Annotated in this window: 21 protein-coding genes; 7 read left to right on the forward strand and 14 right to left on the reverse strand. The window is 41.8% G+C overall.

The window, feature by feature from the left end; genetic code table 11:
- Positions 1 to 23: 23 nt before the first annotated feature.
- Positions 24 to 1,337 carry a UDP-N-acetylglucosamine 1-carboxyvinyltransferase gene (gene murA, locus IPI99_00365; GenBank protein ID MBK7338958.1) on the forward strand — a complete coding sequence of 438 codons (1,314 nt, stop codon included), beginning with the start codon at positions 24 to 26 and terminating at the stop codon, positions 1,335 to 1,337.
- 11 nt (positions 1,338 to 1,348) lie between these two features.
- Here murA and IPI99_00370 read toward each other — a convergent pair whose 3' ends face one another.
- Complete coding sequence (locus IPI99_00370; protein MBK7338959.1) at positions 1,349 to 1,837, reverse strand: thioredoxin family protein; 489 nt, start codon at positions 1,835 to 1,837, stop codon at positions 1,349 to 1,351.
- 69 nt (positions 1,838 to 1,906) lie between these two features.
- Between IPI99_00370 and galE the strand changes: the two genes are divergently transcribed.
- Entirely contained in the window at positions 1,907 to 2,935 is a 1,029-nt protein-coding gene (galE, locus tag IPI99_00375) for a UDP-glucose 4-epimerase GalE (GenBank protein ID MBK7338960.1), read from the forward strand.
- Here the strand turns inward: galE and IPI99_00380 are convergent.
- From IPI99_00380 to IPI99_00390, 3 genes are all read right to left on the reverse strand, one after another.
- Entirely contained in the window at positions 2,932 to 3,423 is a 492-nt protein-coding gene (locus IPI99_00380; protein ID MBK7338961.1) for a hypothetical protein, read from the reverse strand. The genes galE and IPI99_00380 overlap by 4 nt on opposite strands.
- A gap of 46 nt (positions 3,424 to 3,469) precedes the next feature.
- Positions 3,470 to 5,488 (reverse strand): T9SS type A sorting domain-containing protein, encoded by a 2,019-nt coding sequence (locus IPI99_00385; protein ID MBK7338962.1) that lies wholly within the window; start codon positions 5,486 to 5,488, stop codon positions 3,470 to 3,472.
- Between the two features lie 85 nt (positions 5,489 to 5,573).
- On the reverse strand, positions 5,574 to 6,011 hold the full coding sequence (locus IPI99_00390) for a hypothetical protein (GenBank protein MBK7338963.1): 438 nt from the start codon (positions 6,009 to 6,011) through the stop codon (positions 5,574 to 5,576).
- A 182-nt stretch (positions 6,012 to 6,193) separates the two neighbouring features.
- On the opposite strand from IPI99_00390, the gene corA reads away from it, so the two are divergent.
- Positions 6,194 to 7,237, forward strand: a complete 1,044-nt coding sequence (gene corA / locus IPI99_00395; GenBank protein ID MBK7338964.1) for a magnesium/cobalt transporter CorA — start codon at positions 6,194 to 6,196, stop codon at positions 7,235 to 7,237.
- A 3-nt stretch (positions 7,238 to 7,240) separates the two neighbouring features.
- Here corA and IPI99_00400 read toward each other — a convergent pair whose 3' ends face one another.
- The 7 genes from IPI99_00400 to IPI99_00430 all read right to left on the reverse strand — a co-directional run bounded on the left by IPI99_00400 (position 7,241) and on the right by IPI99_00430 (position 14,923).
- Positions 7,241 to 7,408 carry a hypothetical protein gene (locus IPI99_00400; protein MBK7338965.1) on the reverse strand — a complete coding sequence of 56 codons (168 nt, stop codon included), beginning with the start codon at positions 7,406 to 7,408 and terminating at the stop codon, positions 7,241 to 7,243.
- Positions 7,409 to 7,756: 348 nt separating this feature from the next.
- On the reverse strand, positions 7,757 to 8,719 hold the full coding sequence (locus IPI99_00405; GenBank protein MBK7338966.1) for a TerC/Alx family metal homeostasis membrane protein: 963 nt from the start codon (positions 8,717 to 8,719) through the stop codon (positions 7,757 to 7,759).
- A gap of 38 nt (positions 8,720 to 8,757) precedes the next feature.
- On the reverse strand, positions 8,758 to 9,462 hold the full coding sequence (locus tag IPI99_00410) for a hypothetical protein (protein MBK7338967.1): 705 nt from the start codon (positions 9,460 to 9,462) through the stop codon (positions 8,758 to 8,760).
- Positions 9,459 to 10,658 (reverse strand): glucose-1-phosphate thymidylyltransferase, encoded by a 1,200-nt coding sequence (locus IPI99_00415; protein MBK7338968.1) that lies wholly within the window; start codon positions 10,656 to 10,658, stop codon positions 9,459 to 9,461. The genes IPI99_00410 and IPI99_00415 overlap by 4 nt, the downstream gene beginning before the upstream one ends.
- Positions 10,659 to 10,715: 57 nt before the next feature.
- Positions 10,716 to 11,999 (reverse strand): aminotransferase class V-fold PLP-dependent enzyme, encoded by a 1,284-nt coding sequence (locus IPI99_00420; GenBank protein MBK7338969.1) that lies wholly within the window; start codon positions 11,997 to 11,999, stop codon positions 10,716 to 10,718.
- Between the two features lie 175 nt (positions 12,000 to 12,174).
- Positions 12,175 to 12,537 (reverse strand): 50S ribosomal protein L19, encoded by a 363-nt coding sequence (rplS, locus tag IPI99_00425; protein MBK7338970.1) that lies wholly within the window; start codon positions 12,535 to 12,537, stop codon positions 12,175 to 12,177.
- Between the two features lie 82 nt (positions 12,538 to 12,619).
- A complete protein-coding gene (locus tag IPI99_00430) occupies positions 12,620 to 14,923 on the reverse strand; it encodes a gliding motility-associated C-terminal domain-containing protein (GenBank protein MBK7338971.1) in 2,304 nt (767 codons plus the stop codon).
- A gap of 601 nt (positions 14,924 to 15,524) precedes the next feature.
- Between IPI99_00430 and IPI99_00435 the strand changes: the two genes are divergently transcribed.
- Positions 15,525 to 16,112: a Sua5/YciO/YrdC/YwlC family protein gene (locus IPI99_00435; GenBank protein MBK7338972.1), complete on the forward strand. Its 588-nt coding sequence runs from the start codon at positions 15,525 to 15,527 to the stop codon at positions 16,110 to 16,112.
- 29 nt (positions 16,113 to 16,141) lie between these two features.
- On the opposite strand, the gene IPI99_00440 is transcribed toward IPI99_00435, so the two are convergent.
- The 3 genes from IPI99_00440 to IPI99_00450 form a co-directional block, all read right to left on the reverse strand.
- A complete protein-coding gene (locus IPI99_00440; GenBank protein MBK7338973.1) occupies positions 16,142 to 17,677 on the reverse strand; it encodes a hypothetical protein in 1,536 nt (511 codons plus the stop codon).
- On the reverse strand, positions 17,677 to 19,146 hold the full coding sequence (locus IPI99_00445; protein MBK7338974.1) for a glyceraldehyde-3-phosphate dehydrogenase: 1,470 nt from the start codon (positions 19,144 to 19,146) through the stop codon (positions 17,677 to 17,679). The genes IPI99_00440 and IPI99_00445 overlap by 1 nt, the downstream gene beginning before the upstream one ends.
- 73 nt (positions 19,147 to 19,219) lie before the next feature.
- Positions 19,220 to 20,089 (reverse strand): sigma-70 family RNA polymerase sigma factor, encoded by an 870-nt coding sequence (locus IPI99_00450; protein ID MBK7338975.1) that lies wholly within the window; start codon positions 20,087 to 20,089, stop codon positions 19,220 to 19,222.
- A gap of 208 nt (positions 20,090 to 20,297) precedes the next feature.
- Here IPI99_00450 and IPI99_00455 point away from each other — a divergent pair, with 208 nt between their 5' ends.
- From IPI99_00455 to IPI99_00465, 3 genes are all read left to right on the forward strand, one after another.
- The gene (locus IPI99_00455) at positions 20,298 to 20,672 is read left to right on the forward strand and encodes an activator of HSP90 ATPase 1 family protein (protein ID MBK7338976.1); all 375 of its coding nucleotides are present in this window, start codon (positions 20,298 to 20,300) and stop codon (positions 20,670 to 20,672) included.
- 797 nt (positions 20,673 to 21,469) lie between these two features.
- Complete coding sequence (locus tag IPI99_00460; GenBank protein MBK7338977.1) at positions 21,470 to 24,193, forward strand: hypothetical protein; 2,724 nt, start codon at positions 21,470 to 21,472, stop codon at positions 24,191 to 24,193.
- Positions 24,190 to 26,019 carry a T9SS type A sorting domain-containing protein gene (locus IPI99_00465; GenBank protein MBK7338978.1) on the forward strand — a complete coding sequence of 610 codons (1,830 nt, stop codon included), beginning with the start codon at positions 24,190 to 24,192 and terminating at the stop codon, positions 26,017 to 26,019. The genes IPI99_00460 and IPI99_00465 overlap by 4 nt, the downstream gene beginning before the upstream one ends.
- Positions 26,020 to 26,153: the final 134 nt, after the last annotated feature.

The raw sequence follows: 26,153 nt of genomic DNA on the forward strand, positions 1-26,153 counted from the left end.
TCTTTGCACCAATCATTGGCAATATGGCATATTCAGATACATTCCAGGTCATCGGTGGAAAGAGACTCAAAGGAGAAATTATACCTCAGGGTGCAAAGAATGAAGCGCTCCAGATTCTATGCGCTACACTCCTCACGGATCAAGCAGTCAGAGTGGACAATCTTCCCGACATCCTGGACATCCGGCATCTTATCGAACTCATAGAAGGCTTGGGGGTAAAAATCACCAGACATGACGCACACTCTTTCACTTTTGAAGCAAAGGAAGTAAACATTGAATTTTTTGGTACTGAAGAATTTCAAAAAAATGCGCGTAAGATCAGAGGATCCGTCATGCTTCTCGCACCACTTTTAGCCAGATACAAACAAGCTATTTTACCTAAACCCGGAGGCGACAAAATAGGAAGAAGAAGGCTGGACACACACTTCCTCGGATTGCAAAAACTGGGTGCAGAGTTTGATTACAACGAATCCAAAGCTCAATACGAGATCAAAGCCCATGCCCTGAAGGGTACTTATATTTTGATGGATGAAATCTCAGTCACAGGCACCGCTAATGTCCTGATGGCTGCGGTGCTCTCTGAAGGAAAGACTACCATCTACAATGCTGCTTGCGAGCCTTATATCCAACAACTCTGTCGAATGTTGATCAACATGGGTGCGAGAATCAGTGGCGTAGGTTCAAATCTCCTGGAGATTGATGGAGTGAGCAAACTTTCCGGGACTAGACATACCATCTTGCCCGATATGATCGAAGTCGGAAGTTTCATCAGTCTGGCAGCAATGACCGAATCAGAGATTTTGATCAGAAATGCAGGTGTAGAGCACTTAGGTATTATTCCTTTCGTCTATGAAAGGATGGGTGTAGATTTTACAATCTCAGGGGATAACATATTCATACCGGCTCAGGAGACTTATTCCATCCGCTCCTTTATGGACGGCTCGATCATGACCATTTATGATGCGCCTTGGCCCGGATTTACGCCGGATCTCATGAGTGTGCTACTCGTCATGGCTATACAGGCAAATGGCAGCGTGCTCATCCACCAGAAGATGTTTGAGTCGCGATTATTTTTTGTGGACAAATTGATCGATATGGGTGCCCAAATCATATTATGCGATCCACATCGTGCTACAGTTATAGGCTTGAACAAAAGAACCCAACTCAGAGGTATCGAAATGACCTCTCCTGATATCAGGGCAGGTGTTGCATTGCTGATAGCTGCATTATCAGCTCAAGGCAAGTCAACTATTCATTCTATTCATCAGATAGACAGAGGATATGAACATATCGATGTGAGGTTGAATGCAATCGGAGCTGACATTCGAAGGATATAAGAATTATGGGTTCAATTTCTGTTCGCTGCGTACTTGTCAATCCCTGTTTGCAAGAAGATATTGAAGCTCATGGCATCGCAGGTACCCGTTTGCCTTGACAGTTCCTCGCCATCAGAGTTGATCATCAAGTAAGTGGGATATGCTCCTACTTCAAAAATGACGCGAAGATCACTACCCAATGGGGTTTCGCCGTCAAGTCTCCAAACGATTATCTGCGCTAGTTTTTGTGCGACCAATTCATCTGTCATGACATTTACATCCATCCATTTACAGGGTTGGCACCACTGTGCATGAAAGTCGATCAGGATCACTTTACCTAAGCTGTCGCTCCATTGTAGGATGTCTTTGAAGCGCAGTTCTTTGCCTGTTTCAGGCATTACAGGTGGGGTTAGCTCATGGAATTCGGATTCTGTCTTATGATCGACCATCACGATTTGCTTTCGCTGACACGACATACTGAGCAACAGGATTGTCGCTATCAGACAGATTATAATTCTCATTTTGCACAAAATTATTCTGAAATTAGAAGGATTTTGTGAATAATTTGCAGGAACAGGATAATTTCGTGAATGAGTCGAATTTTAGTCACAGGAGCTTGTGGATATATTGGGAGTCACACTTTGGTTGACTTGATTCAGTCCGGATTTGAAGTTGTTTCAATTGATAATTTCACCCAAAGTCAGCCTGTTGTCTTAGAACAGGTTAGGCAGATTACAGGCCAAAGAGTTCAAAATTTTAACGTAGATCTTGCAGATAAAAAAACCTTGTTTTCCATATTGCCTGAACTGGGTAAGATCGATGGTATCATCCATTTTGCAGCATTGAAATTCGTAGCTGAATCCGTTGAAAAACCATTAGAGTATTATCACAACAATATCAATTGCATGCTCCATTTGCTTGAAATGGTAAACTTGCTCCAAATACCTTATTTCATATTTTCATCTTCTTGTACCGTGTATGGTAACTCTAATCAGCTTCCGGTCACAGAAGATTCAGAGTTTCATGCTACAGGATCGCCTTATGGACGTACCAAACAAATGTGTGAATGGATATTGAAAGATTTTTGTGCAAGTCAGAAAAATCATTTTAAAGCCATTTCACTCAGGTATTTTAATCCCGCTGGCGCTCATCCTTCAATTCTGCTGGGCGAAAGTCCGGGATCAAAAGCACAAAATCTAATCCCTGCTATAACAGAAACGGCGATTGGCATCAGACCGGAAATCATTGTTTATGGCACAGATTATGATACTCGTGACGGGAGTTGCATAAGAGATTATGTCCATGTCAGTGACCTTGCAAAAGCGCATACATTGGCTTTACAATTTGCTATGAGAGGCAATCAAATTCAAACTTTGGAAGTTTTCAATCTGGGAATGGGTCAGGGTGTGAGTGTTCTGGAGGCTATTCATGCTTTTGAACATGAAACCGGAATTAAACTACCGATCTTTTATGGCCCCCGCAGAGCCGGCGACCTACCTGCTATTTATGCAGATATTCACAAAGTAAAAACTTTGCTGCATTGGTCTCCGGAATTAAATATTAAAGACATCATGCGAACTGCCTGGCTCTGGGAACAGAAAAAAAAATCCGTTATTTAAAGTGCAGGCATTTTGAGCAATTTTCCGTCCTGTAATATTTCTACGATGAGTTTCCTGTTTTTGCTTTGATCAAATTCCTTTTGTTCCAATAGATGTCCTCCTTCAACAATGAAGATGGTGCCTTCTTCATCAATATTTGCCATCCTTCTGAACAAGTACTCATTATCAGAGAAAAATCCTGCAATTTCCATGGTATCGCAAACCGTACCTTGTGGTGTATAGCTGATCAAATAAAATGAATATCGCATCAGCCTGGCGCACCAAATGACCAAACAAGGGATTTGACCTTGCTGCATCCAATGCCCGCATGGAATAAACTCTGTAAATTCGTTGATTTCAAAATCCAAAGCAGGAATGATAAACCGCGCCAACAATTCATCCGGTACAGCATCATTCATTCCAAAATGGTGCTCTGATCCTTCTTGCAACACCAAAGGAAATTCCAATTGAGGAAAATAGGTCAATAATTGTTTGAACTCCGGATCCATGTTGAAAGTATTCGAATTTTGCTTTGGATGTGCAAGACTCGCTTAATTATTCTGTGACTATAGCTCTTTTGCTCATCCTTCCTTCTGTTGTACTGCATTTGACCACATAGATTCCCGGTAAGGCAGGTGTGTAATCAAAATGGTGCTCACCGGCAGGAAGTTTTTTAAGTTCTGAATGATACACAGTTTTACCATCCATATTTTGTATTTCTATCCTAACATCTGAAGTGGATTTCAATTCGTAATTGATGTGCAAATCCTTTCTGGATGGATTAGGAAGAATTTCCAGTTTTGAGGTCAAATTTATTTCCGGTTGCAGGGAAGAGATGAGTCCAGGAATATGGAAATTATCAACATATAGATTATCACCAAATCCAGAAACGCCTTTCATACGAAACATCACTTCAGGTTTACCTGCAAACTGACTGATGGACACTGAATCTTCCACCCACTCTTCTGTCAGAGGTTTGAATGGATAATCAAAACTCATTACTGCATTTGCCGTAATGAGTTCCGCTGCTCTTTTTGTATAAACATTTTCCCAGGTTACTCCACAGTCCAATGATACGTCTATATAAAATTGGTCATCTTCTGGAAAAAGCTCCGAGAAAGTAGCGTACGCCCGATCAAATTTGAGAAACATATTTTTTCTCGCATTGCTGAGGTTAATATTTGAAAATATCAACTCACTGGATTCACCTTCTGCTGAAGCCCAGAAGAAATAACAAAAACTATTTTCAGACAAACCAAATCCTCCTATTGGATCAGTCTTCAGTACATCATTGATTTCAAGAGCATCCAGCAATTCATTATTTACAATAGTTGCCAAAGAAAATTCGCTTGCATTTTGTATTGCCTGATCCGGTGCATCTAAAGCTTGTTCTCCTTCAAAATCATGTTCAAAGACGTCTGCGACTGCAGCTTTGGATAAATATTTGAAAGATCTGAACTCAGTCAAATTATTTAAAACATTATCATCTTCGATTCCATTTGTTGCAACTACATTGTCAACTTGAAATTCCACTTCCCCGATTGAAAATGGTTCCACAGTTTCTGTTGGTGCCGTCCATGTAAATTGTTCACCCGGCGCTAAAGGCGTATTAGCTGAAAAAATAATCGTATCCGAGAAATCCCGGTTTCTGAATAAATAGATGGAATACGAATGAATCACAGCTTTTCCTTTATTTTTAACGACTGCAATTGGTGAATATTCACGAATACAATAACCATCAGTTTCGTTGTCAGGCATAGTAGACAAATTCTGTAAGGAAATATCGCTGTTCAACTCGTCAGGGATATTAATAGGTTGGCTTACCGCAGATTGGATTACTTCATACGTCAGTATATCTTGAGCAAACGTCAAAGCAGCAATTTGTCCTTTACTATAAAAATTTCCAGGTAAGGCTACAGTTTGACGAATAAACAATGAGTCATGAGCTTTTATTGTAAGGCTGCCCATATCTAAACCCGATGCACTGGGAATCATTTTTCGCATCACCCAACTAAAATCTTTCTCACCATTTGATCCGGGTGCAATAGGGAAAATAATCTCCTTTTCTACCAAAGCGGTAAACAGATGTAAATTTTCATTGGTAAAATCTGAATTCGAGCTGTTGTAAATCCTGATGTTTATTTCGATAGAATCTACACCCAACCAGTTATGATTCAATTCTATGTGAAGAGGAGTCAAATTGTTGTACGCCATATCTATATCCCCTTCAGTTAGATCACTCGGTGCTCCTTCATAATTAAATCGCTCCGGTACGAGGACTCCATTTGTTCTTACTTCAGGTACGCCTTCTACCGCGTAAAAATCTACCCTTTGGTCAACTTCATCAGGATTGGATTCATACATTGGGTCAAAGCCCGGCCAGGCAACCTGATATTTTATCGGGATCACTTTATCGGCTTTTCTGAGCAGAAGTTTATTGAAATCCGGATTTTGAGAAGCGCAAGGTACACATGAGGCTTGAGTGAATTCTTCTACTAACACATTACGGGCAGTTTGAGCTAGCCCCAGTGAGATTGAAAAACAAATCCAAAATATGGTCAAAATGAACTTCATAAAAATGATTAATCAATGAAAAAAGGAAAATTATAGCGCTTTGCCTTTGAGCGCAATGATTAGGGTATAAAGGTAAAAATATTAATCAATTCACCTTGGTTGCATTGCGCAGTGAAAACATCAATCTATTTATATCACTGTCGTTGAGAGACAAAATACCTTTTATAGTTATCGACTCTGAAGTGTACTGAATGGGTGTAATGCATTTGACTTCAATCACAGTTTCAGGCCCCGCCTGTCCACAAAAAAAGCAAGAACTATAAGGAAAGGCAGAAAAAACAAATTCGCTGTGACTTTTGAAACCATCCGTGGGTATGATATAACCTTTCAATGTAATTTCTTTTCCTGCAAGCGCTTTAATTTCAGGAGCGAAGATGGGTCGATCCACCTTTATCCCGAGCACGGGGTCATACTCCTTTTTGTAAGCTACTCTAGACAAGCTCATCCAGCCTCCGGCAGAAGATTGTGCGATAGCTACCGATGCCAATAGGCTCACAAAGAAAAATATGCTTACGCTCCTCATCAATAAAGATGCTATTTTGACTGACTATGAAACGAAATCATTGCAGTTTTAGTTCAAGTCAGGTGTGGTAGATTCCTGAACATAGAGATGAATTGACAGCCGGATCAAAAGATCGAAATTCTATTGATTGGGCTTCAATGAGCACGCCTTCACTTACATTTGTGTTCTATTGCTTTCAGCATATGAAAAAAAGGAAAAAAACTGGACTTTCCCCCGGCACACTGATATACGAAGGGCCGGAGCGATTGGAGGATCCGATATTGCTAAGTGTAGAATATAGTGATATTTTTTACAAAGAACATTTCAACGAAATTCTGTCACCTGATTTTAAGAACACTAAACATTATCTCTGGCTGGATATCAGAGGAATTCACAATGTCGAATTGATTCAGGAAATCGGTGAAAAATATAGTCTTCACAAACTCTTTCTTGAGGACATTTTGGATCCATCCGTCAGGGGCTCTGTAGATTTTTATGACAATGGGATTTCCATGATCTTAAAATATACAGATATCGATAAGACGATTGACAGGCATTATACCGAGCAGATTGGAATTTTTCTAGGTGAGAGTTTTCTGATCACTTTTCAGGAAAATGCTGACGACACCTTTCGCACATTGCGCACCAGGATGAAAGCCGAACAAAGTAAAACCAGAAGCCGCAAGCCCGATTACTTATTCTATGCGATCATTGATTATGTCGCAGACCAATATTTCCTCGTAATGGACCATACTGAAGACAAGCTCAAGGATCTTGAAGAAAGAGCTTCTAAGCTGTCTTTCGAAAAAATACAAGAGGACTTGTATCATATGAGAAGTAGAATTTCAGCCATACGCAGAATCATATTACCACTGCGGGAAGGTATCAATCAATTGTTGAAGTCAGAGTCTGCTTTCTTCCACAAAGAAAATCTGTTATATTTCCGAGATCTGGAAAGTCATTTGATTCAAATCGCAGACACTTTAGACAATCAGAGAGATCTCGTCAACAGCATTCATGAAATGGCCATGACACGTGTGAATCTCCGCTTGAATCAAGATATGAGGTGGCTGGCAGTGGTATCTACCATTTCAATACCAATATTGTTTTTGACCGGAGTATACGGAATGAATTTCGACTACATGCCGGAATTAAAATGGAAATATGGCTACCTGTTGTGGTGGGTAACCATCATTGTAGTAATCATTTCGATGATTACATTTTTCAAGAAGAGAAAGCTATTTTAGAAATTAACAGTAACCAAGATCATCGTCATCTTCGCAGTAGTCACCTTTAGGGCGAGACTCCAACTCCATTTCGAGTTTTTCGTCCATTGTGCGAAGTTTCTCAATGTCTGCTCTTTTTTCTTTTGCTTTATCACCTTCTTTGTTTGCCTTTAACTTGAAGATATTACGCATTGGATATCGGCTTTAATTGTTCATGGATATCGCAAATATAATTCAAAATCGCGATATTATTTTAGACGTTAACATTTAGTTTTCGTTACATCATTTTTCAAAATTATTTTAAAATAATTTTAATGCTGGAAATCAATTCCAAATTCCATTCTCAACCATCAATATTTATTGACTGTAGAGGCGATCTACACAAACTCTTTCTGAGAACATTTTCAGCCCTTCAAAACCAGATTTTAACTGAAATAAATTCCACTTGATTTACAAAGAGGAAAATTCGCGCCTGAAATTGGATGCAAAAAAGTAAATGATCAAACTGCACTAGAATTCAGGAATTTCTGCCGGTAGAGATCAATCTTCTTTTTCTGAACTGGTCCTCCACAGGGAATACAATGCACCGCCTCCGATACAGAGGACAATCATTCCAAAGCTGATCCACTCCGGTACATTTACATAATGTCCTACAATTATTTTTATACCAATTAGGACCAACAGTATTGCCAGTGCATAGTGGATGTATTCTAACTTCTCCAGCATCCTCGACAAAATGGTGTACAGCGCTCTTAAGTTGGCTACTGCCAGAATATTGGAAGACAATACCAAGAAAGGATCTGTGGTGATCGCAAAAATGGCAGGGATAGAATCTAGAGCAAAGAGAATATCCGTAAATTCTATCGCGACAAGGGTTAGAAACAAAGGTGTCACAGCCAATTTACCCATGCGACGAACAACAAACCTCGAACCGAAATAACCCTTGGTTACAGGGAACAATCGTCTCACCAGTCTGATGATCCAGCTCTTGGCGGGATCATCGGGATTTTCCGGGTCTGACTGGTAAATTTTGATACCTGAAATGATCAATAAAATGCCCAAAACAAACACCATCCAATCAATCGTTTGGATCAACCAAATTCCGGCTATGATCAGTATGCCTCTGAGGATGATTGCCGTCCAAATACCTATGGATAACAAGCTGGCCTGATTGCGTTGTGGCACCTTGAAATAACTCAAGAGAAAAGCGATAACAAAGATATTGTCAATACTGAGTGACTGCTCCACCAAATATCCCGTGATAAAATACCCCACTGCCTGCCAACCACCAAACTCCGTGTCATGAGAAAAAAATGATTGAAACAGGTCGTGCTCATAAGCAATAAAAATAAATATCACAGTACTCAAAGTGATCAATCCCCAGAAGCTAATCGATTGTAATGCTTTCCGAAAAGTGCTTTGATTCTGAGAGGAGGCAAAAAATTTGTAATCGAGAAAGACTGCCAGAGCTAGCACTATAAGATACACCAACCAGTAGATCATTTCAAGAAAATAAACAAGAACTGCTATGGTTCAGACTTTCAAACACTATTTCTATGCTTCGTTCCGGTCTGATGTGAAACAAACATCCAGTTGGCTGCCAGTTTTAATATTGCTGCTTGGGGAAAAACCACAGAAAAAGCTCTTGAAAAAAACAATTCATTTTGTTTAAGATCTTTTTCATTTTCGGCAAGCCGGTTAAAGATTAAAGTTCCTTTATCGGACAGCATAGATTTCAGATGGAGCAAATATGAAGTGCTTTGGGCAAAATCGGGTACAAACTGATCTTCAAACAAATCGACGCAAATTAGATCATAGCTGTCTTGAGTACTTTGTGGTAGATGTGCTGCGTCAAGTTCCAAAAAGCTTACTTTGGATTCCAGGGAGGCTTGTTGATATTTAGTGAATAGCTCAATGATCGTTTTGTCGTGTTCTACGGCAAGGATGGTCCAGGGTCTCTTGAACTCACGCTCCAGGAGCAAAACAATGCTACCCATCCCAAAACCAAGTACCAGACAATTATCGGCATCTTCCAGCTGTTTGTGCAGTATCCGGAAACTATCTCTAAAATTCGAATAGTAAATGCCGTATGAGTATATCGCACCTTGTGTGGTCAGCTTCCATTGTCCTCTTGACAGGGCGAGTTGTAGTTCCGGATTTTGGCTTGTTGAGGTACGAACAATGGGCACATCGATCAAATGACTGAGCCATTTCCACATCATGAGTTTGAAGTCGCCATTCCTCATGCGATGCGCTCCCAGCTGCGATATTTTTCTGTCTCTCTAAAGATCAGTTCAAGTATTTCTCGTTCAGTTTCCGCTAGACTTTTGTGTCTTCTGGACATCATGTTTTCTGCAGTCACGAAAAACTTGGCAGCTTGAAAGGTGCTAAAACCCGAAGCGCCACCCCAAGCAAAATCAGGAATAAACTGCCTTGGAAAGCCTTCACCAAAAACATTGGCACCTACACCGACTACAGTGCCTGTATTAAACATGGTGTTGATGCCACATTTTGCGTGATCTCCCATGATCAAGCCACAAAACTGGCTCCCTGTCCTCACAAATTTCTCCTGGACATAGGACCAAATTTTGACTTCTTCGTAGTTGTTTTTCAGATTGGAATTATTGCTATCCGCCCCAATATTGCACCACTCCCCTACTACAGCGTTTCCAAGGAAACCATCGTGCCCTTTATTACTGTAGCCCAAAACCACAGAATTATTGATTTCACCACCCAACCGACATTCGGGCCCAAAGGAACTTGCACCATAAATTTTTGCACCCAATTTGACCTGAGAATTCTTCCCAAGATAAATTGGACCTCTCAGCATTGCCCCTTCCATGATTTCAACACCACTATCCAGAAACACAGGACCTGTCCTGGTATTAATGATGGCACATTCCGCATTTACGTTTTCTGCACAGTACAGCTGTTCGCCAAGAATGGTGTTCGTTGAACTCAGTGATGCTGACTTGTTTCCCGAGGTAAGCAAGTTAAAATCTTTGCGAAGTTCGCGGTCGGTAAATTGAAAAATCTGCCAGAGCTGATCTAAAAAAACTGCCGAATCGCACTCCAGCATCGTCGAAATGCCAGGCATATTGAGGTGAAATTCTGACTCTCTGTCAAAGCTTGGTAAATGTGCAGCCAACAACCTTCCTTTTGCATGTAAGCCTTGTCCGACCTTCAACTCCCTGATCTTACTTGCCAATATGTCGTCAGGCAAGAGATTGCCTGCGATAAAAATGTGTTCAGAAGGTCCGGTGTTTTCGTTATAATGCAACGACAAAGGAGGCTTGCAGATATGACTTACAGCAGCCACTAGGTATTTCTCCCATTTCTGACGGATTGTGAGAATTCCGAGCAGGATTTCAGCAACCGGTCTCGTTCTACTGATAGGCCATAGTTGTTGGGTTTCTGTGGGATCGATCAAATAATACGACATGGTGGGCAATGAGTTTGGTTATGACAGGCAAAATTGATTGCTCCTTACAAGCATGGATCAGGAATTGGCAAACTCCAATATGGCTTTAGCGAGCAAGTCCATCTCTGCCATGGTGTGATAAACATTGGGCGTGATACGAACGCATTCTATATCTTCCCAAACGATGGAAACTGTATGTATTTTGTATTTATTGTATAGATAATCGCTTAATTCTGCTGATTTCTTACCTTGAACCGCCAAGCTCGCTATCGCTCCTGAATACTGCCTGCTGAGCGGTGTCCAAAGCTTTACTTTCGCATGAGATTTTACCTGATCGATCCATCTTTCTTTTAAGGCACATAATCTCGCAAATTTTCGCTCGCTTCCTATCATTTGGTAAAAATCCATGGATTGTTGAATCGCTTGTTCTATAGCAAATGAGCGTGTACCCAATGCTTCAAATTTTCGGATATCGCCGCTCATTGGATCCGCTGCTGCCAATAACGGGAACACTTTTGAAATGCGATCTTTCCTGATATAGAGCAAGCCAGAACCGATGGGAGCGCTCAACCATTTATGCAGACTAGTCCCGAAATAGTCACAGTCGAGATCTCTGATCGCATATGGCAGATGAGCAAAACTATGTGCTGCATCCAGTAAGATCTCAGCTTGGTGTCGATGAGCCAAATCGGCCAATTTTCTGGCCGGCAACACCTGTCCCACCCAATTGATGACATGGGTGACGTGGAGTATTTTTGTACGCGTTGTAATTTGCTCTTGATAGGCCTTTAGAATGACATCATCATCTTCTAAGGGCAGATTGAGATGAACCCATTTTAAAACTATCCCATCTCTTTTTTCGCGCTGTTTCCAGGCGTTGATCATGTTGGGATAATCTTGTTTTGTCAAGATGACCTCATCACCGGCTTTAAGTGGTAGGCCAAAAATTACCGTTTCAAGAGCCTCGGAGCTGTTGCGTACAAAAGCCAGCTCTTCAGTGTCACAAGCAGCGATTTGTGCCATCCTGGCCCGCATAGGCTCTCTACCAGAATCCAATATCCTCCACATGTAATAGGATGGTGCTTCATTGCAAAGGCGATTGTAAAAATCTAAAGCTTCCTGTACTACCCTAGGTGAAGGAGCTACACCGCCATTATTGAGATTGATCAAGTTTGGAGAAATCGGATAAGCCATCCGAATTTGGGACCAAAAATCGTCGTCATTCGAATCGGATGCAAATGCACTGATTTGCTCCAAATTGCGTCGTTCCTGCAACAAGCTCGATTCCATGGCTTGCAGTACACCCGAAGGAGTTAAGAGCATAGAGGATCCTAATAATCCGATTGCTTTACGTCGTATCATATCGTAGATGAAGTCTTACTTAGGGCAAGGTAGAATTAAATTCTTATCAGAGAGAGCATTTCTGAAACAAATTGAACAAAGTTCACAGCTAAATCAATAAATCAGCTGTAATCCCATAATGAAGGGCTTATTTATCAAACAATGAACCCAAATAAAATGAAAGAGAGGAGATGAATTATTCCGCTTTGGTCGATGCAGTAGACTCTTTGATTTTAGCCTTTTTACCGGAAAGGTTGCGAAGATAGAAAAGCTTTGCTCTGCGCACGTGACCTTTCTTTACCACTTTGATCTCCACGATATTCTGACAAGAGAATGGAAATATCCTCTCCACACCAACACCACTTGACACTTTGCGAACGGTGAAAGACTTAGCTTTTCCCTGACCGCTGATGCTGATCACGTCACCACGAAAATCCTGGATTCTTTCTTTGTTTCCTTCGATGATTTTGTAGCTTACAATAATTGTATCTCCTGAAGAGAATGCTGGTATATTACTCACATCGAGCAACTGTTCCTGTACGTATTTGATAAGATCCATGGCAACTAAGATTAAGGCCTGATAAAAAGAGCTGCAAAGTTAAACACTTTATTCAAACTGTAACAAATATTCTAAAGAATTTCTATCTCAATAAAGTAACTGTGCCTTGTTTTTCTACCCAGAGGCCTCTCGGAGTTCTGTATTGGTAACGGTAGACGTACACTCCATCAGGCACTTGCTTGTCGCTTTCACCAAATGTACCCCTCCAAACTATATAAGGGTCTTCAGTCTTAAACAATTGACTGCCCCATCTATCCCAGATAGAAAGCATAAAACTGCTCATACCATCGAAATATCCCTTACCAAAATAATCATCATTGTTTCCATCACCATTTGGGGTAAAGGCATTGGGCAGAAAATATGAAATAAAGGGTTCAATATCGAGGTACTGATCCAGCGTATCCGCACATGCATTGCTGTGTGTCACAATCTGTCGCAGAAGATAGATACCGGTATCCCTAAAGGTATATCTCGGATTGCTGCCGTCAAATATCCGCTTCCCATTGATAAAATAATCAATCTGTGAAGCAAACTTAGATTCATCCACTACTTGAATCGTTTTATGTAGGGAATTCAATTCGTCAGGTGTATAACTAAATCCTGCAATCGGAGACTGCTTAACCTGAATCCAGGAAGGAAAATCTTTTTGAGTCTCACATCCGATCGGTGATCTGATGTTCAACTTGACATTGAAAGTTCCGATTGAATTAAAGGTGTGCTTGGGCGATATTTCAGTACTTGTACTACCATCACCAAAATCCCAAAGGATGTCATAAGTACTATCTATAGGATAAGACAAGTTATCAAAAAATACTGTGACCGGCTGGCATCCCTCCGTTGTAGTAGGATCAACTACGATCAAAGCAGGCACAGGATAATAATCAAATGTCTTGGTCCGTGAATCGACGCAGCCATTGATATCTTTTACCTGCAGGGTGACCGACTTTGTACCGGGTTTTCGGAAAATATGGTTGACGTCTTTGGTTGAAGCATTCACCCCACTTTCCAAACTCCAATTCCAAGACTCCATTTGCTTGCTACCTGTATATGATTTGTCTTTGAAGATAACCGGATTGGCATAACAAGTGTCATAACTGTAATCAAAATCAGCATCTATAGCAGGATATATGCGCACCGATAATTTTGCTGTATCAGAACATCTCGTCCCCTTGTTGATGATCATGAGACCTGAGTATTGCCCTTGTCCGGGAAAGTCAAACTCAGCATCTTTACCAGTCTGGATTTCCTTATTACCCTTGATATCGAACTCCCATAGATAGCTTTTTATGTTCTTTTCCAGGGTCGATTGATTGAAAAACTTCACAGTGTTGGTTCCGCAACTATTGATAACGAATTCCTGGTTAGATATATTGACAGAATCAGAGGTGATCAGCGCGCTCACGGCAGACTGACAGTAGGTTACGTTGAACTGAAAATCCCTTCGAATCACCGACAGCAGTTGCCCATTGCGATATTCTTTGGCACATACCCCTACCACGAATTGCCCTTGAACTGTTGGTGTCCCGGTGATTTTTCCGGTTTTGCTGTCAATGGCTACAACCGGATTTCCTCCCATGGGCTGATTATAAGTGTATATCGGATTTCTAAAGCTTACTGTTTTGAAAGGTGGAGGGCAACCCGCGGGATCCGGGGTGACGCCATCACAATCTGTGGCTCTGCCGCCGTCCAAAGTACTTGAACCTTTGGTACCTCCGGCAGTGAGCGGAGCACAAAACTCATAGACCATACTATCACCTTCTATATCAGAAGCAAAATGATCAAAGTCAATCGGCTGGTTTGAACATATCACTATTGGAGGAAAATTAACGAACTGAGGGCTATTATTATATAAACGCTGTGCCTCAGGAGTAATCTCAATCTCATAAGCAGCTCCCGTATCCCCTGGTTTAATGATATTGGTGATCGTCTCATTGCGACAGCATCTCTGATATGAGAGAACATAAGAATTACTGATGATGGGTAGGTTCATCTCAAATTGATAAATCCCCTCTTCTACTTCAATGTTGGGTGGTACTACGTAACAAGAGTCAATCACAGCATCCAGATTGCGGTGGGATTTCAATCTTACCTCCAGCCTGTTCAAATAGCTATAAACGTTATTACTGTTTTTGGTGAATATACCGATGATTGCAGGATCGTCAAAGTCAGCACCAAGACTATTAGGGTCGCGGTAAACTTTCATCGTAAACAGGTATTTCGTTATCTTTTTGACTGTATCCACACTGACAACCTGATAATAAAATTCACCCCCAATTATGTGTTTGGCCTGTCCTATTCCAAGGACAAGCAAAAGATGAACCGCTGCGAGCAATAGTTTCTTTCTCAAAACCGGATTATTCAGCCAAATAACGAAAAAAAACTGCATTAAGTTGCATTTTCATGACGTTCTGCAATCAAAATCAGGGTTTGTCTGGATGAACCCCTTTTATGTTGCATCGATATTCATTTCAAATGTAATCGCAATAACGATAAGCAGGCCAATCTTGTGATTTCCACGTAAACCGATCCAAATCATTGTCAGGACCCAACTTTAATAAAAGCATGAAAGCAAATCAATTTTTTAAAATTGAATCTCCTGCATTCGTATCAATTATTTGCTATGGATTATTGTGGCCAAATTTACCCCCATCGTCAAAGTTTATCTTATCTGCTAGAATAATTTAAATGGGAGCCAAACTGCATAGTTCAGCTCAATGAAAACGAGTATCAGATTGTCCAAGAATATATGTTCCGATTAAAAAATTATACCAAAATCTTTTCTGCGTTCGATAGTGATTTCCTTTTTGATCGGTTTTAAATATCCCTGACAAGATGTTTATATTTGGATCATTGGTTTGAATTTTGTTATCAAAAACCGAGTTATACTCAAATTAAAATTTTAGCGTTTCTGCTACGATATAAATTCGCACCATTCAAAACATAAATGCCAGCTATGCGTGTGTAATTCTACTTCAAAATCCAATGTAATGAACCTCTCCCAATCCTCCCTGTCCTTTTCTGAAGAAATATTGCATATAGCTGATTGCGTGCGTGCGGGCAAAGTCATCCTTTACCCCACGGATACGATCTGGGGTATCGGCGGATCAATCTCTATACCTGCCGTGAGTCAAAAAATATTTGATATCAAAGGAAGACCGCCATCCAAGAGTTTTATCTTGCTCGTCAATGATGTGACTATGTTATCGAGATATATCCATCCGATTCCACCAAAAATAGAGAACATACTCTCGGTGACCAGCAGACCCATTACGGTCATTTATCCCTATCCTATAAATCTACCTTCACATTGTCTTGCAGACGACGGGAGTGTGGCGATAAGGATTTGTGCGGACAACTTCTGCAAGGAGTTGATCCAAGAATTAGATGAATGTATCATTTCTACTTCGGCGAATGTATCAGGGAAGCCTTTCCCCAGATTTTTTGGAGAGGTGTCAAGTGATGTTCTAAGTTCGGTGGATTGTATTGTCAAGCACCGGCAGTGGGACAAAGCGATCGGAGAACCCAGTACGCTGATTAAATATGGCAAGGATGATTCAATTGAATTTCTGAGGTGATATGATCCTCATTGGCTCATCAAAATCACTCAAGATTGTAGATATTGCAAAGCCCTTTTGTAGGGTTCATCCTGCTTGAGCATCCAAAGCTGTGATTCTGCTTTACCTTTCAGGACACTAATTATTGTTGAATAAATGATTTTGTGCAATTCATCTTCTCCAACTGACCGGATTATCCTGTTCGCTTCTTCTGTCGGCACCATGCTCTTAAACCAAGTGATGCTCTCCTCTTTCGACTCCATTTTTTTCAAATCCTCGTCTGTCCACAGCTTCCATTTTTCGGACTGTGGCAAAATCTTTCTTTCCACCCACTCAGACAATATCGTCCGTGTGGCAATGAGCTGAGAATCCGTCTTGATGAGTTCGTCGGGCCACAATCCCTTATGAGGTACCGGTCCGACAATATTCTGTGGATTTGAATCCAGGCTGTCTGCTGTTCCGGGAAAAAATGGCTTTTGGATATCCACCCCGTTGGCAAAGAAATACCTGGATGTCGCAAGACGGATCAAGGAACCATCTGACAATCCAAACTGGTCCAGGATGGTAGATTTTCCATAGGTGGGTGATCCGATGAGATAAGCTTTCTTTTTTTGAGAGAGCACTCCCGCAAGGAGCTCCGCAGCTGAGGCGGTATTTTCATTGATCAGGACCACGATTTTTCCCAAAGTAAAGAAGGACCTCCCGTTTGCTTTGTACTCCTGCTTGGGCCTGTACGCTCCTTTGGAATAAAAAAGCAATTCATCTTTTGTAGTAATAAACTGATTGAGCAAATCTGCCGCTACCGGAATAAGACCTCCACCGTTGTCTCTGAGGTCGAGGATCAAATGATGAGGCTTAGAATTTTTTGATTGAAATTCTTCAATAGCATTCATCAACTCCCTGTAAGAATTCTGGGCAATGGATTGCAACCTGATGTACTGGACATGAGGAGCAGCCTGATGTCCCAGATCCACACTGGTGATGAGTACAGGATTTCTTGTGAGGGACTTGCTGAATGTCTCCTTGCCTCCTTTGCTGAACCTGTACCCTTCCAGGCGCAGTATTTTGCCGCAATGCCGGATCATAGAATCCAAGTCTTCGACGCCAAACTGCCGCAGTTTATCGTCCCTCAGATGATCTAAGGCGGTGATGCGGTCTCCTACCTGCATTCCTACCCCTGAGGCACTGCTCAATGGAAAAACATATTGAACATAAATTCCTGAATCGATCAGGACAAAACTGAAACCAAATCCGCTGTAATCACCGTCAAGCTCGTCACTGAGACCTTCGGTGTCGGCAGGTCCGCAATAAAAGGAATATGGATCTAATCCCGTGAGAATATTCTGAATGCTTTGCTCTGCAAATGCAGAGGGGTTCAAACTGTCACGGTATGCTGATTCGACATAATGAAGTACGTCGGTGATCTTCTGGTTTGCAATTTCATAATTGGTGACCTGGTCGGGTGGTGTAAGTGGCTCGGTCCTTGGGAGCTGAACTTTCAGACCTGCCCACATCCCCAAAGCTGCACTCAATCCAACGATCAGTGGGAGCCATGTAGTGATTTTATTGTGACTGCCGTAGCCCATTAATAGTAGGTAAATCGCCTTACTTTGGCGACATATTTGGCTAGTCGGACCACTTGACAAGTGTAACCGAACTCATTGTCGTACCATGCATATATGGTCACTGTCCGCCCATCATTGGACATGATGGTGGAAGGTGCGTCGTACACACATGCTACTGTCGTGCCTACCGCATTGCTGGACACATATTCGTCAGAGTTTGAGTAGAGTATTTGTTCGACGAGGTCTCCATGAAGGCTTGCTTTGCGCATGGCTACTTTGATTTCGTCCAACGCTGCAGGTTTGTTCAAGGTGAGATTCAATATCGCCAAGGAGACATTGGGAACCGGGACGCGAACAGCATTGCCTGTGAGTTTGCCTTTGAGATGAGGCAAGACCTTGGCTACAGCACCGGCAGCACCGGTACTGGTGATCACCATGTTGATAGGAGCACCACGCCCCCTGCGAGGTTTTCTGTGGAAATTGTCCAACAGATTCTGATCACTGGTATAAGCATGTACAGTCTCTAGGTGACCTTTCTCAATGCCAAACTCTGTATCTATGACTTGAATGATAGGTACGATGGCATTGGTTGTGCATGATGCCGCACAGAATACCTGCTCGTCCTCCATGTTCAAAGTACTGTGATTTACACCTACGACTATATTGGGAATATCCTTGCCCGGAGCTGTCAATATGACTTGTCTGATACCAGGTCGCAAGTGAGCGCTGAGCTTTTCTTTAGTATCCCACATGCCGGTATTATCTATGAGTAGTGCGTCGTGTATCCCGTAGTGGGTATAATCTATTTCTGAAGGATCAGATGCGAATATCATGTGGATTTTGTTGCCGTTGATTTCCACGCTGTCGCCGTCTTCTGCGATGTTGATCGTACCCTGGAATGTGCCGTGAATGGAGTCCGTTTCCAGCAGCGACATCCGCTTTCTCACTTCATCCAGCTTGACCTTCATTCCGGCCCGAACTACAATAGCTTTGAGGCGAAGTTGCTCTCCTGCCCCGGTTTGATTGATCAATCTTCTTGCAACGAGACGACCTATTCTCCCAAAACCATAGAGGACGACGTCACGTGAAGCATTTTTGTCAATATTACTTTCAAGACCTTCGGAGAGCGCCTGTCGCAAAAATGTCTTCAGGTCAGGGAATTGATTTTGGTTGGTGATCCATTCCGAGGCGAGTTTGCCTATGTCCAGTCTTGAAGGTGCCAGATTCTGCATGTCCCGGATCTCTTTCACGATGTCCAGGCTGGTCTGAATGGTGATCGGACGGTCTATATAAAGTTTGCCAACTTGATGGTCTGCGATGACCTGGCTTGGTCTAGAATCGTATAAATCGCGCCTGAACAACACCAGCTCGATGGATCTGTCGAATCGGAGTTCTCCGACGATTTTAAGTAATTCTAAGGCCAACTTTTCCTTTTCGCGCCAGGAAGCGAGGGCTATGTCTGCCTGATCTGTGGAAGCAATTTGGGACATATTCTATTCAATTTTTTTGCAAAGTTTGCAAAAAAAGCGCAAAGCTTAGATCGATCTCTAAAAAAAGACCAAATCAGATACCAAGATACTGTTTGAGCAATTTACTACGGGTTGTGCTGCGCAATTTATTGATGGCTTTGTCTTTGATTTGGCGTACTCTTTCTCTGGTCAATCCGAACTTGTCACCGATGTCTTCAAGGGACTCCGGATGTTCAACTCCCAGTCCGAAGTAAAGTTTGATGACTTCGGCTTGCTTGTCTGTCAAAGTGCCAAGAGCGCGTTCTATTTCCCTCCTCAATGAATCTTTGTACTCCAGAGAAGCATCAGTGGCAGGAGTGCTGTCGTTTTCCAATACGTCTAACAGTGAGTTGTCTTCACCTTCGACAAATGGTGCGTCCATAGATACGTGACGCGCTGCAACTCCCAGAGTGGTCTCCACCTCTTCGGTAGGAATCTCCAGAAGTGCAGCCAATTCTTCTGCTGATGGCTCCCTTTCATATTCTTGTTCGAGTTCTGAAAAGGCGCGGTTGATTTTATTCAGGGAACCTACTTTGTTCAGCGGTAGTCTTACAATACGGGATTGTTCTGCCAAGGCTTGTAATATGGACTGTCTGATCCACCATACTGCATAGGAGATGAACTTAAATCCCCTTGTCTCGTCAAAGCGCTGAGCGGCCTTAATCAAGCCCAGATTTCCTTCATTGATGAGGTCAGAAAGCGATAGACCCTGATTTTGGTATTGCTTTGCAACGGAAACTACGAAACGCAGGTTGGCCTTCGTCAACTTCTCCAAAGAGATCTGGTCACCTTGCTTTATTTTCTTGGCGAGCTCCACTTCTTCCTCAGGGGTGAGAAGGTCCACTTTTCCGATTTCCTGGAGATACTTCTCTAATGACTGACTCTCCCTGTTGGTGATCGATTTTGTGATTTTGAGCTGCCTCATTTTTTCGAAATAATTTTAAATTACTGAAAACCAATAGATTACTTTCTTCCCAAACCCTTGGAACTTCTCCTTTGATCCAATAATATGCCAATTTGCTTCGTCGGAAGAAAAAAGAATTAATGCGGATTGGATAAAAAATGTTCATCAATTTTTAAAAAAATATAGAAACAATTTTAATATTGCCCACTTATTTGATTTAACACACAGCATGGCAAGAGTACAAGTGAAGATGGAGTTTATGTTTAAAGCATCTCCTTCCATACTTTATCTCTTTGTTACTCAGCCCACCGGACTGGTCCGTTGGTTTTGTGACAAGGTGGATAACATAGGCGACAGGTATACCTTTTCCTGGGAAGGGGATGAGGAAGAAGCTGTCATGGTAGATGATTTGGAGGAAGAACTGGTCAAGTATGTTTGGGATGAAAGGCCGGATGAATTCTTGCAGTTCAGGATTTACCGCACTGACATCACCAATGAAACTATACTGGAGGTGACGGACTATTGTGATGACGACGAAGTCAAAGAGCAACAGGACATCTGGCAGATGTATATCCGTAAGTTCAAGACTTTCTGTGGAGGTTAAGCCTCTGAAGTAAATAAAACGCCCTTTTCGCAACACAAGTACCGTGAGCATAGAGAAAGGTGATGCTGCTTCAAAGAGATTTTGCTCAGCCTTGAGTTGTACCTGAATTTTATTTGCGCGAAACATTTTTATGTTCCCTTGTGAGAGCTTAAAATTGTTGGCATAAGTGCTATATCTTTCTACAAGTAAATGCGTAAATCCTTAGATAAGATCTTGAAAGGGACCGCACGTCTCCTTATAGGGTTTCAGGGATACATCACGGATGTAGTGTTTGTGTCCAGTTACAGCATATTAAAATAAGCTTATCGCAATAACTTCCTTGGAAGACGCTCAGTTGATATCCTCGATAATCTCTGCTTTTGCAATTCTATGTTCTTGTATCTGAATCTAAAATAAAAAAACCAAGAATGTTTCGCTTTTATGAGCAATTGAGGTTACCATACAACAGTAAAACAATCAATATTCTGATATTGAATTTTAAATTATATATATAATTAATCCATTTATACCAAATTAATATTCTTTAAAAAAGATATTATAAAGTAAAATATTTCAATAATTTTGAATTTTTCGACATATACTACTGTAAATTTTCGTAGATTTGTTTATTGACGAAGTAATTTGCAAATTAAACCTTATCGCAAATCCAAAAGGGATTTGAGATATGAACTTTTCAATTTGAACGAATCCTTTATTCCTTAAAATTAAAATTTTTCCCTATGAATGCTTATAATTTGAATAAAATTTTTGTACTAACACGGATACCAGTTTTTTCAAACGTCATCCTATAAATCTTTTTGATCTCTTCATTTCAAACATATTCTCAGAGTACTTGCAATTGTCCTCAAGGTCCTGATGTTCTAATAGTTGATAGTAATCACGAACTACTCTCCCAAACAGACCTTGTCAGAACGACTTATACTAAAATTTGTATTCAAACAAAATTGATTGTTGATATTTATTATGGTTTTCAAAGCGGAACTGAATTTTATCTAGCAGATGGGGCGTATATTCAAATTAACCCTGGTACAGGTCATGTCCCATTTCTTAAAAATTACTTTTATTCCTGTGGATCTGGAATGCATAAGGGTGTCATCATGAAGCCGGGTAGTTCTGCAACTTTTATCAATGGTTGTAAAATGTATGATGCGGTAGTAGGTATCACCGGAGAACCAGGGTCTAGTTTGGCAATCACTAGTATGTCATTTATTCGCAATAAAATTGGATTGAAAATCGATGATGTTCATTTTAGAGCTGATATCAGGAATTGTAAATTCTATTGTGACGGGCCATTGCATGATGCTTCACAAGGAATTTATTCTTATGCAGGTATCCAAACTGACAATATGAATGCAGTTGTTAATTTATGCACATTCGATCTGCTCTATAATGGTATCATTTCCCGAAATACTACATTATCAGTATTGGACAGTAAATTTGAAAACTTGTATGGTTCTAATCAGTATGCCCTTTATCCTCCATCAGATTGGCGTGGAAATTCCATCATCAGCATATCCAGTCCATATCTTTATCTCAACAACAACTTTTTCAAATCACCTCTTAGTATAGGCGTAACTGCTGTCAACAGCAACTTTAAATCTAGGAACAACCAGATGGAGTTGTACCAAGGATATGCTGTTCTTCAACATGATATGAAATCTGGAGAAATCTTTAACGACACTATAGCTTTTGCATTCAGAGGAGTGGCTATTTCAAACTCTAAGAATCCAACCCTGTTTAAAGTCTATCAAAGCAAATTCCATTCGATAGTCTCCTCTCTCAGCACCAGTGGAACTGCAATAAGTCTCGATGGCTTATCAGATGATGGCAATGGACAAAGTGCTATTCTAAACAATAAGTTACATTTGGCTAGAACTCATAATGGTATATCAGCATTCGAATACCCGAATGTAGATATTTGGAACAATGATTTGGAAGTGAGTCGAGGAATATACGGCCTTACAAAGAGAGCAGGCAAGGGGATATTTATCAATGGCTCAAGAGAGCACAGCATCATGCGAAACTCAATCAGAGGAATTGGCACTTCTTTGATTGGTACTCCGGAAATAGTTGATTATACAGGTATTTATGTCACGGGATCTCCAAGCAATATTTTATGTTGCAATTCTGTACAGCAGATAAAGACCGGAATGTATTTCGACGGGGATCAGGATGCCAATATCCTCAAATACAGCAAGTTTATCTCAGATATGCAACAAGCATTGTGGATTGGATATGGGCATATCGGCGAGCAATTCCTACATGGAAATACCTGGCCTGGTCAGACAGCATCTGTAGAAGCCGAAAATGGGAACATCGATCCTTTGCAATTAAGAAGTTCACTTTTTACTGTAAGATCGAATTCTACCTACTACCCTTCACCAATTAATGATCCAAATTTGGCGAGTCAGTGGTGGTTTATCAACAATAACAACTATCAAAGTAACTGCACAATCGATGCAGGTTGCTCTATCAGCACCGGAGGAGGTGGAGGCGGTGGTGGTGACGACGAGTATTTTTATTTTTCTGACGGAACACCTCAGATCAGCATAGTTGATCAGAATGCTGCCACGGGAAGCATTGGCTCAGGAACCTATGCTACTGGTATCAACTGGACTACAGGCTCTTATTTGTACGACAAGCTGGTCCGCTACCCACAACTCATTACAATGGATACGAACGTTGCTGCTTTTTACCAACAAAACTCGGGAAACGAGCTATCTACCTATACTCAGATGAGGAGAAATCTCTCTATTTACTCGACACAGATCAGCCAGCTCTCCGGCTCTGTCTCAGCAGTGCAAGACAGCATATTCAGTTTGCAAAATCAATTAACAGAATTACAAGCTACATTAAATCCCGGAGACACTTTCTCACAATCCTACATTCAAAGCTGGGATGAGCTTGCTGACGGATTAGCTCTATACACCCACTCTCAAGACTCAATCCAAACATTATATAACACAGTCAAATCAAGCATACTGGCACAGATGTCGGCTAACTGGGGATCTATCCCTGCTACTACAGAAGCTCAACAGTTGGAGAAGTCAATCTCTCAACTCATCATCCAATATATCCAGCACGATAGCCTCCCCGCGCAATTGTGGGATAGTGTGTATTCGATTGCAAATCAATGTATGTTGAATAATCAATACGCAGTGGGCCTTGCAAGAGTATTGTTCAACCGTCATGCAGATCTGGAATTGGATTATATGGACAATTGCAACGCACAACAACAACAGATACTGTCAGTTGTCGCTCCTAAACGCGAGTCCTTGTTCGACATCTATCCAAATCCTAGCAAAGATAGAATGATGGTCGTGGCGGCCGATCCGGAGGTAAAGCATGTGACGATCACCATCATGGCAATGGATGGCAGAACTATCATACCGGAATTTAGAAGTCTCGGTGCTGGGCGATGGGAAGTCAATACCGGTACCCTGCCAACAGCACCTTTTACTTTGGTTTTCCACTCGGATGGATACAAGGATAGCTTTAAACTGTTTAATCACATCAAATGATGGTTCAAAATACTTTATTTTTGTACCTGATCCACATTGGATTGATTAAAATGCGACAAAAATCCTCAGTTGTTATACTTATCATGCTTTTTGCGCTGGAATCTTCAGCGCAAAAGCATGATTTTATCTGGATGTTCGGAAATTCAGGAGGAGTAGAGCCAAATGTTGGCGTGACGACCTTAGACTTTCGGGAAGGAAATCCGCTGATCTTGCCCGACCACAAAAGCAAAAAGAGTTTCTATATCACCAGCAATATGTACTCCGACGACAGCGGAAGGTTGCTGTACTATAGTAATGGGTACAGTATCTACAATCGAAATGATAAAGTGGTCAAATTTGGCTCGAATCTAACCAAGATAAATGTTTTTGAAGGACAAGCTACAAATCAAGGTGCCTTATTCATACCCGATCCGGCAGAGCCACATCGTTGTTACTATATTTGTGACAGCATCGCATCTTTTTTTAACAGCAGTTTTGGTAGGTCACTGTTCAATACTGCTAAGGTAAAATACGTCCATCTGGATGACAGACTCGCCGCAGAGGCAGGTGACGGCATCGGAGCGGGCTATCTCCTGCAGGGGCAGCAGAATGACAGTCTGGAGGCGGGACATCTGCGCGCATGTCGGCATGCCAATGGGCGGGACTGGTGGATACTCAAGAAAAAACAATACAGCAACGAGTGGCTGTTCTGGCTGCTCGACCCCTCAGGGATACACTACCATCATTCAGACACTGCTTTTGGCAACTATCCTGTAGGTAGCGTCTGCGACAGCCATTTCTCTCTGGATGGCAATCATTTTCTCTCGATGAGTTGTCCGCATTTTGATACGGTGGTGACTTATTACTTCGCAGACTTTGACCGCTGCGTAGGGAGATTTCGCAATATCCGCGTATTCCACAGCATAGATTTTAAGTTCAGCGCTTCCGGTGCAGCCATTTTCTCGCCGGACTCCAAGTATATTTATATGTCCCAGGATGGGATCAGCATGGAGCAGACAGAACTGGGCCCGAATGTATTCACTGATCGGGTCTTCTTAGACTCCATCCGCCGCAATCCGGCAGATCACCTCTACTACCATACTTTTTGGAGTGGGCAGTCAGGACCCGACGGGAGATTGTATCTCAATACCTTCACGCTCAACACCTCATTGCTCCATCGCATCCGTCACCCCAACAAAGAAGGCAGTGCCTGCGGTCTGGATATCGCCGGAATGGATATCCAATGTCAGGTGGATCGGTGCATGCCCACCTTTCCCAACTACAGACTGGGGCCCGTAGAGGACTCTGACTGCGACAGTCTTGGCATAGACCCTCTGCCCTGGTGCTGGTGGCGTCATGATCAAGACAGCTCGGACCATCTCCTCTTTGAGTTTACCGATGCGAGTGCTTATGAGGTCAACCGTTGGCTCTGGGACTTCGGTGACGGCCACCAGAGCACCGAGCCTAATCCTGTGCATCAGTTCGACTCCAACGGCGTGTACAGGGTATGCCTCATCGTAAACAACCGCCACGGCGCTGACACTCTCTGCAGGACCTTGCACATAGGTACGCTTTCTACTGATGAGTATGCTGAACACTCTCAGGTCAATCTACAGACTTTCCCACAACCTGCTCACTCTGATCTCATAGTCAACGTGTTGGACTATATCCCTCAAAAGATGAGCTGTACTCTACTCGACATTCAAGGCCAAGCCCTCTTGCATCAAAGACTATTTGGCGGTAGCAATGTGCTCAATGTCCGCTCCGTTCCGGCAGGCATGTACCTTCTCAAGATTTCTGAAATAAATCGAAGGGACAGATTTGAGAAGATATTGATCGAACATTGAATGGGACCGCACGTCTCCTTATAGGGTTTCAGGGATTCTTCATGGATACTTCACGGATCATGTATGGGAAATTTTTCTTTCATCCTGTTGACAAATACCCTTGCATAGTCAGTTGAATTCCGGTTGGTTTTCTG

The organism is Saprospiraceae bacterium (assembly GCA_016710235.1).
Classification (GTDB): domain Bacteria; phylum Bacteroidota; class Bacteroidia; order Chitinophagales; family Saprospiraceae; genus Vicinibacter.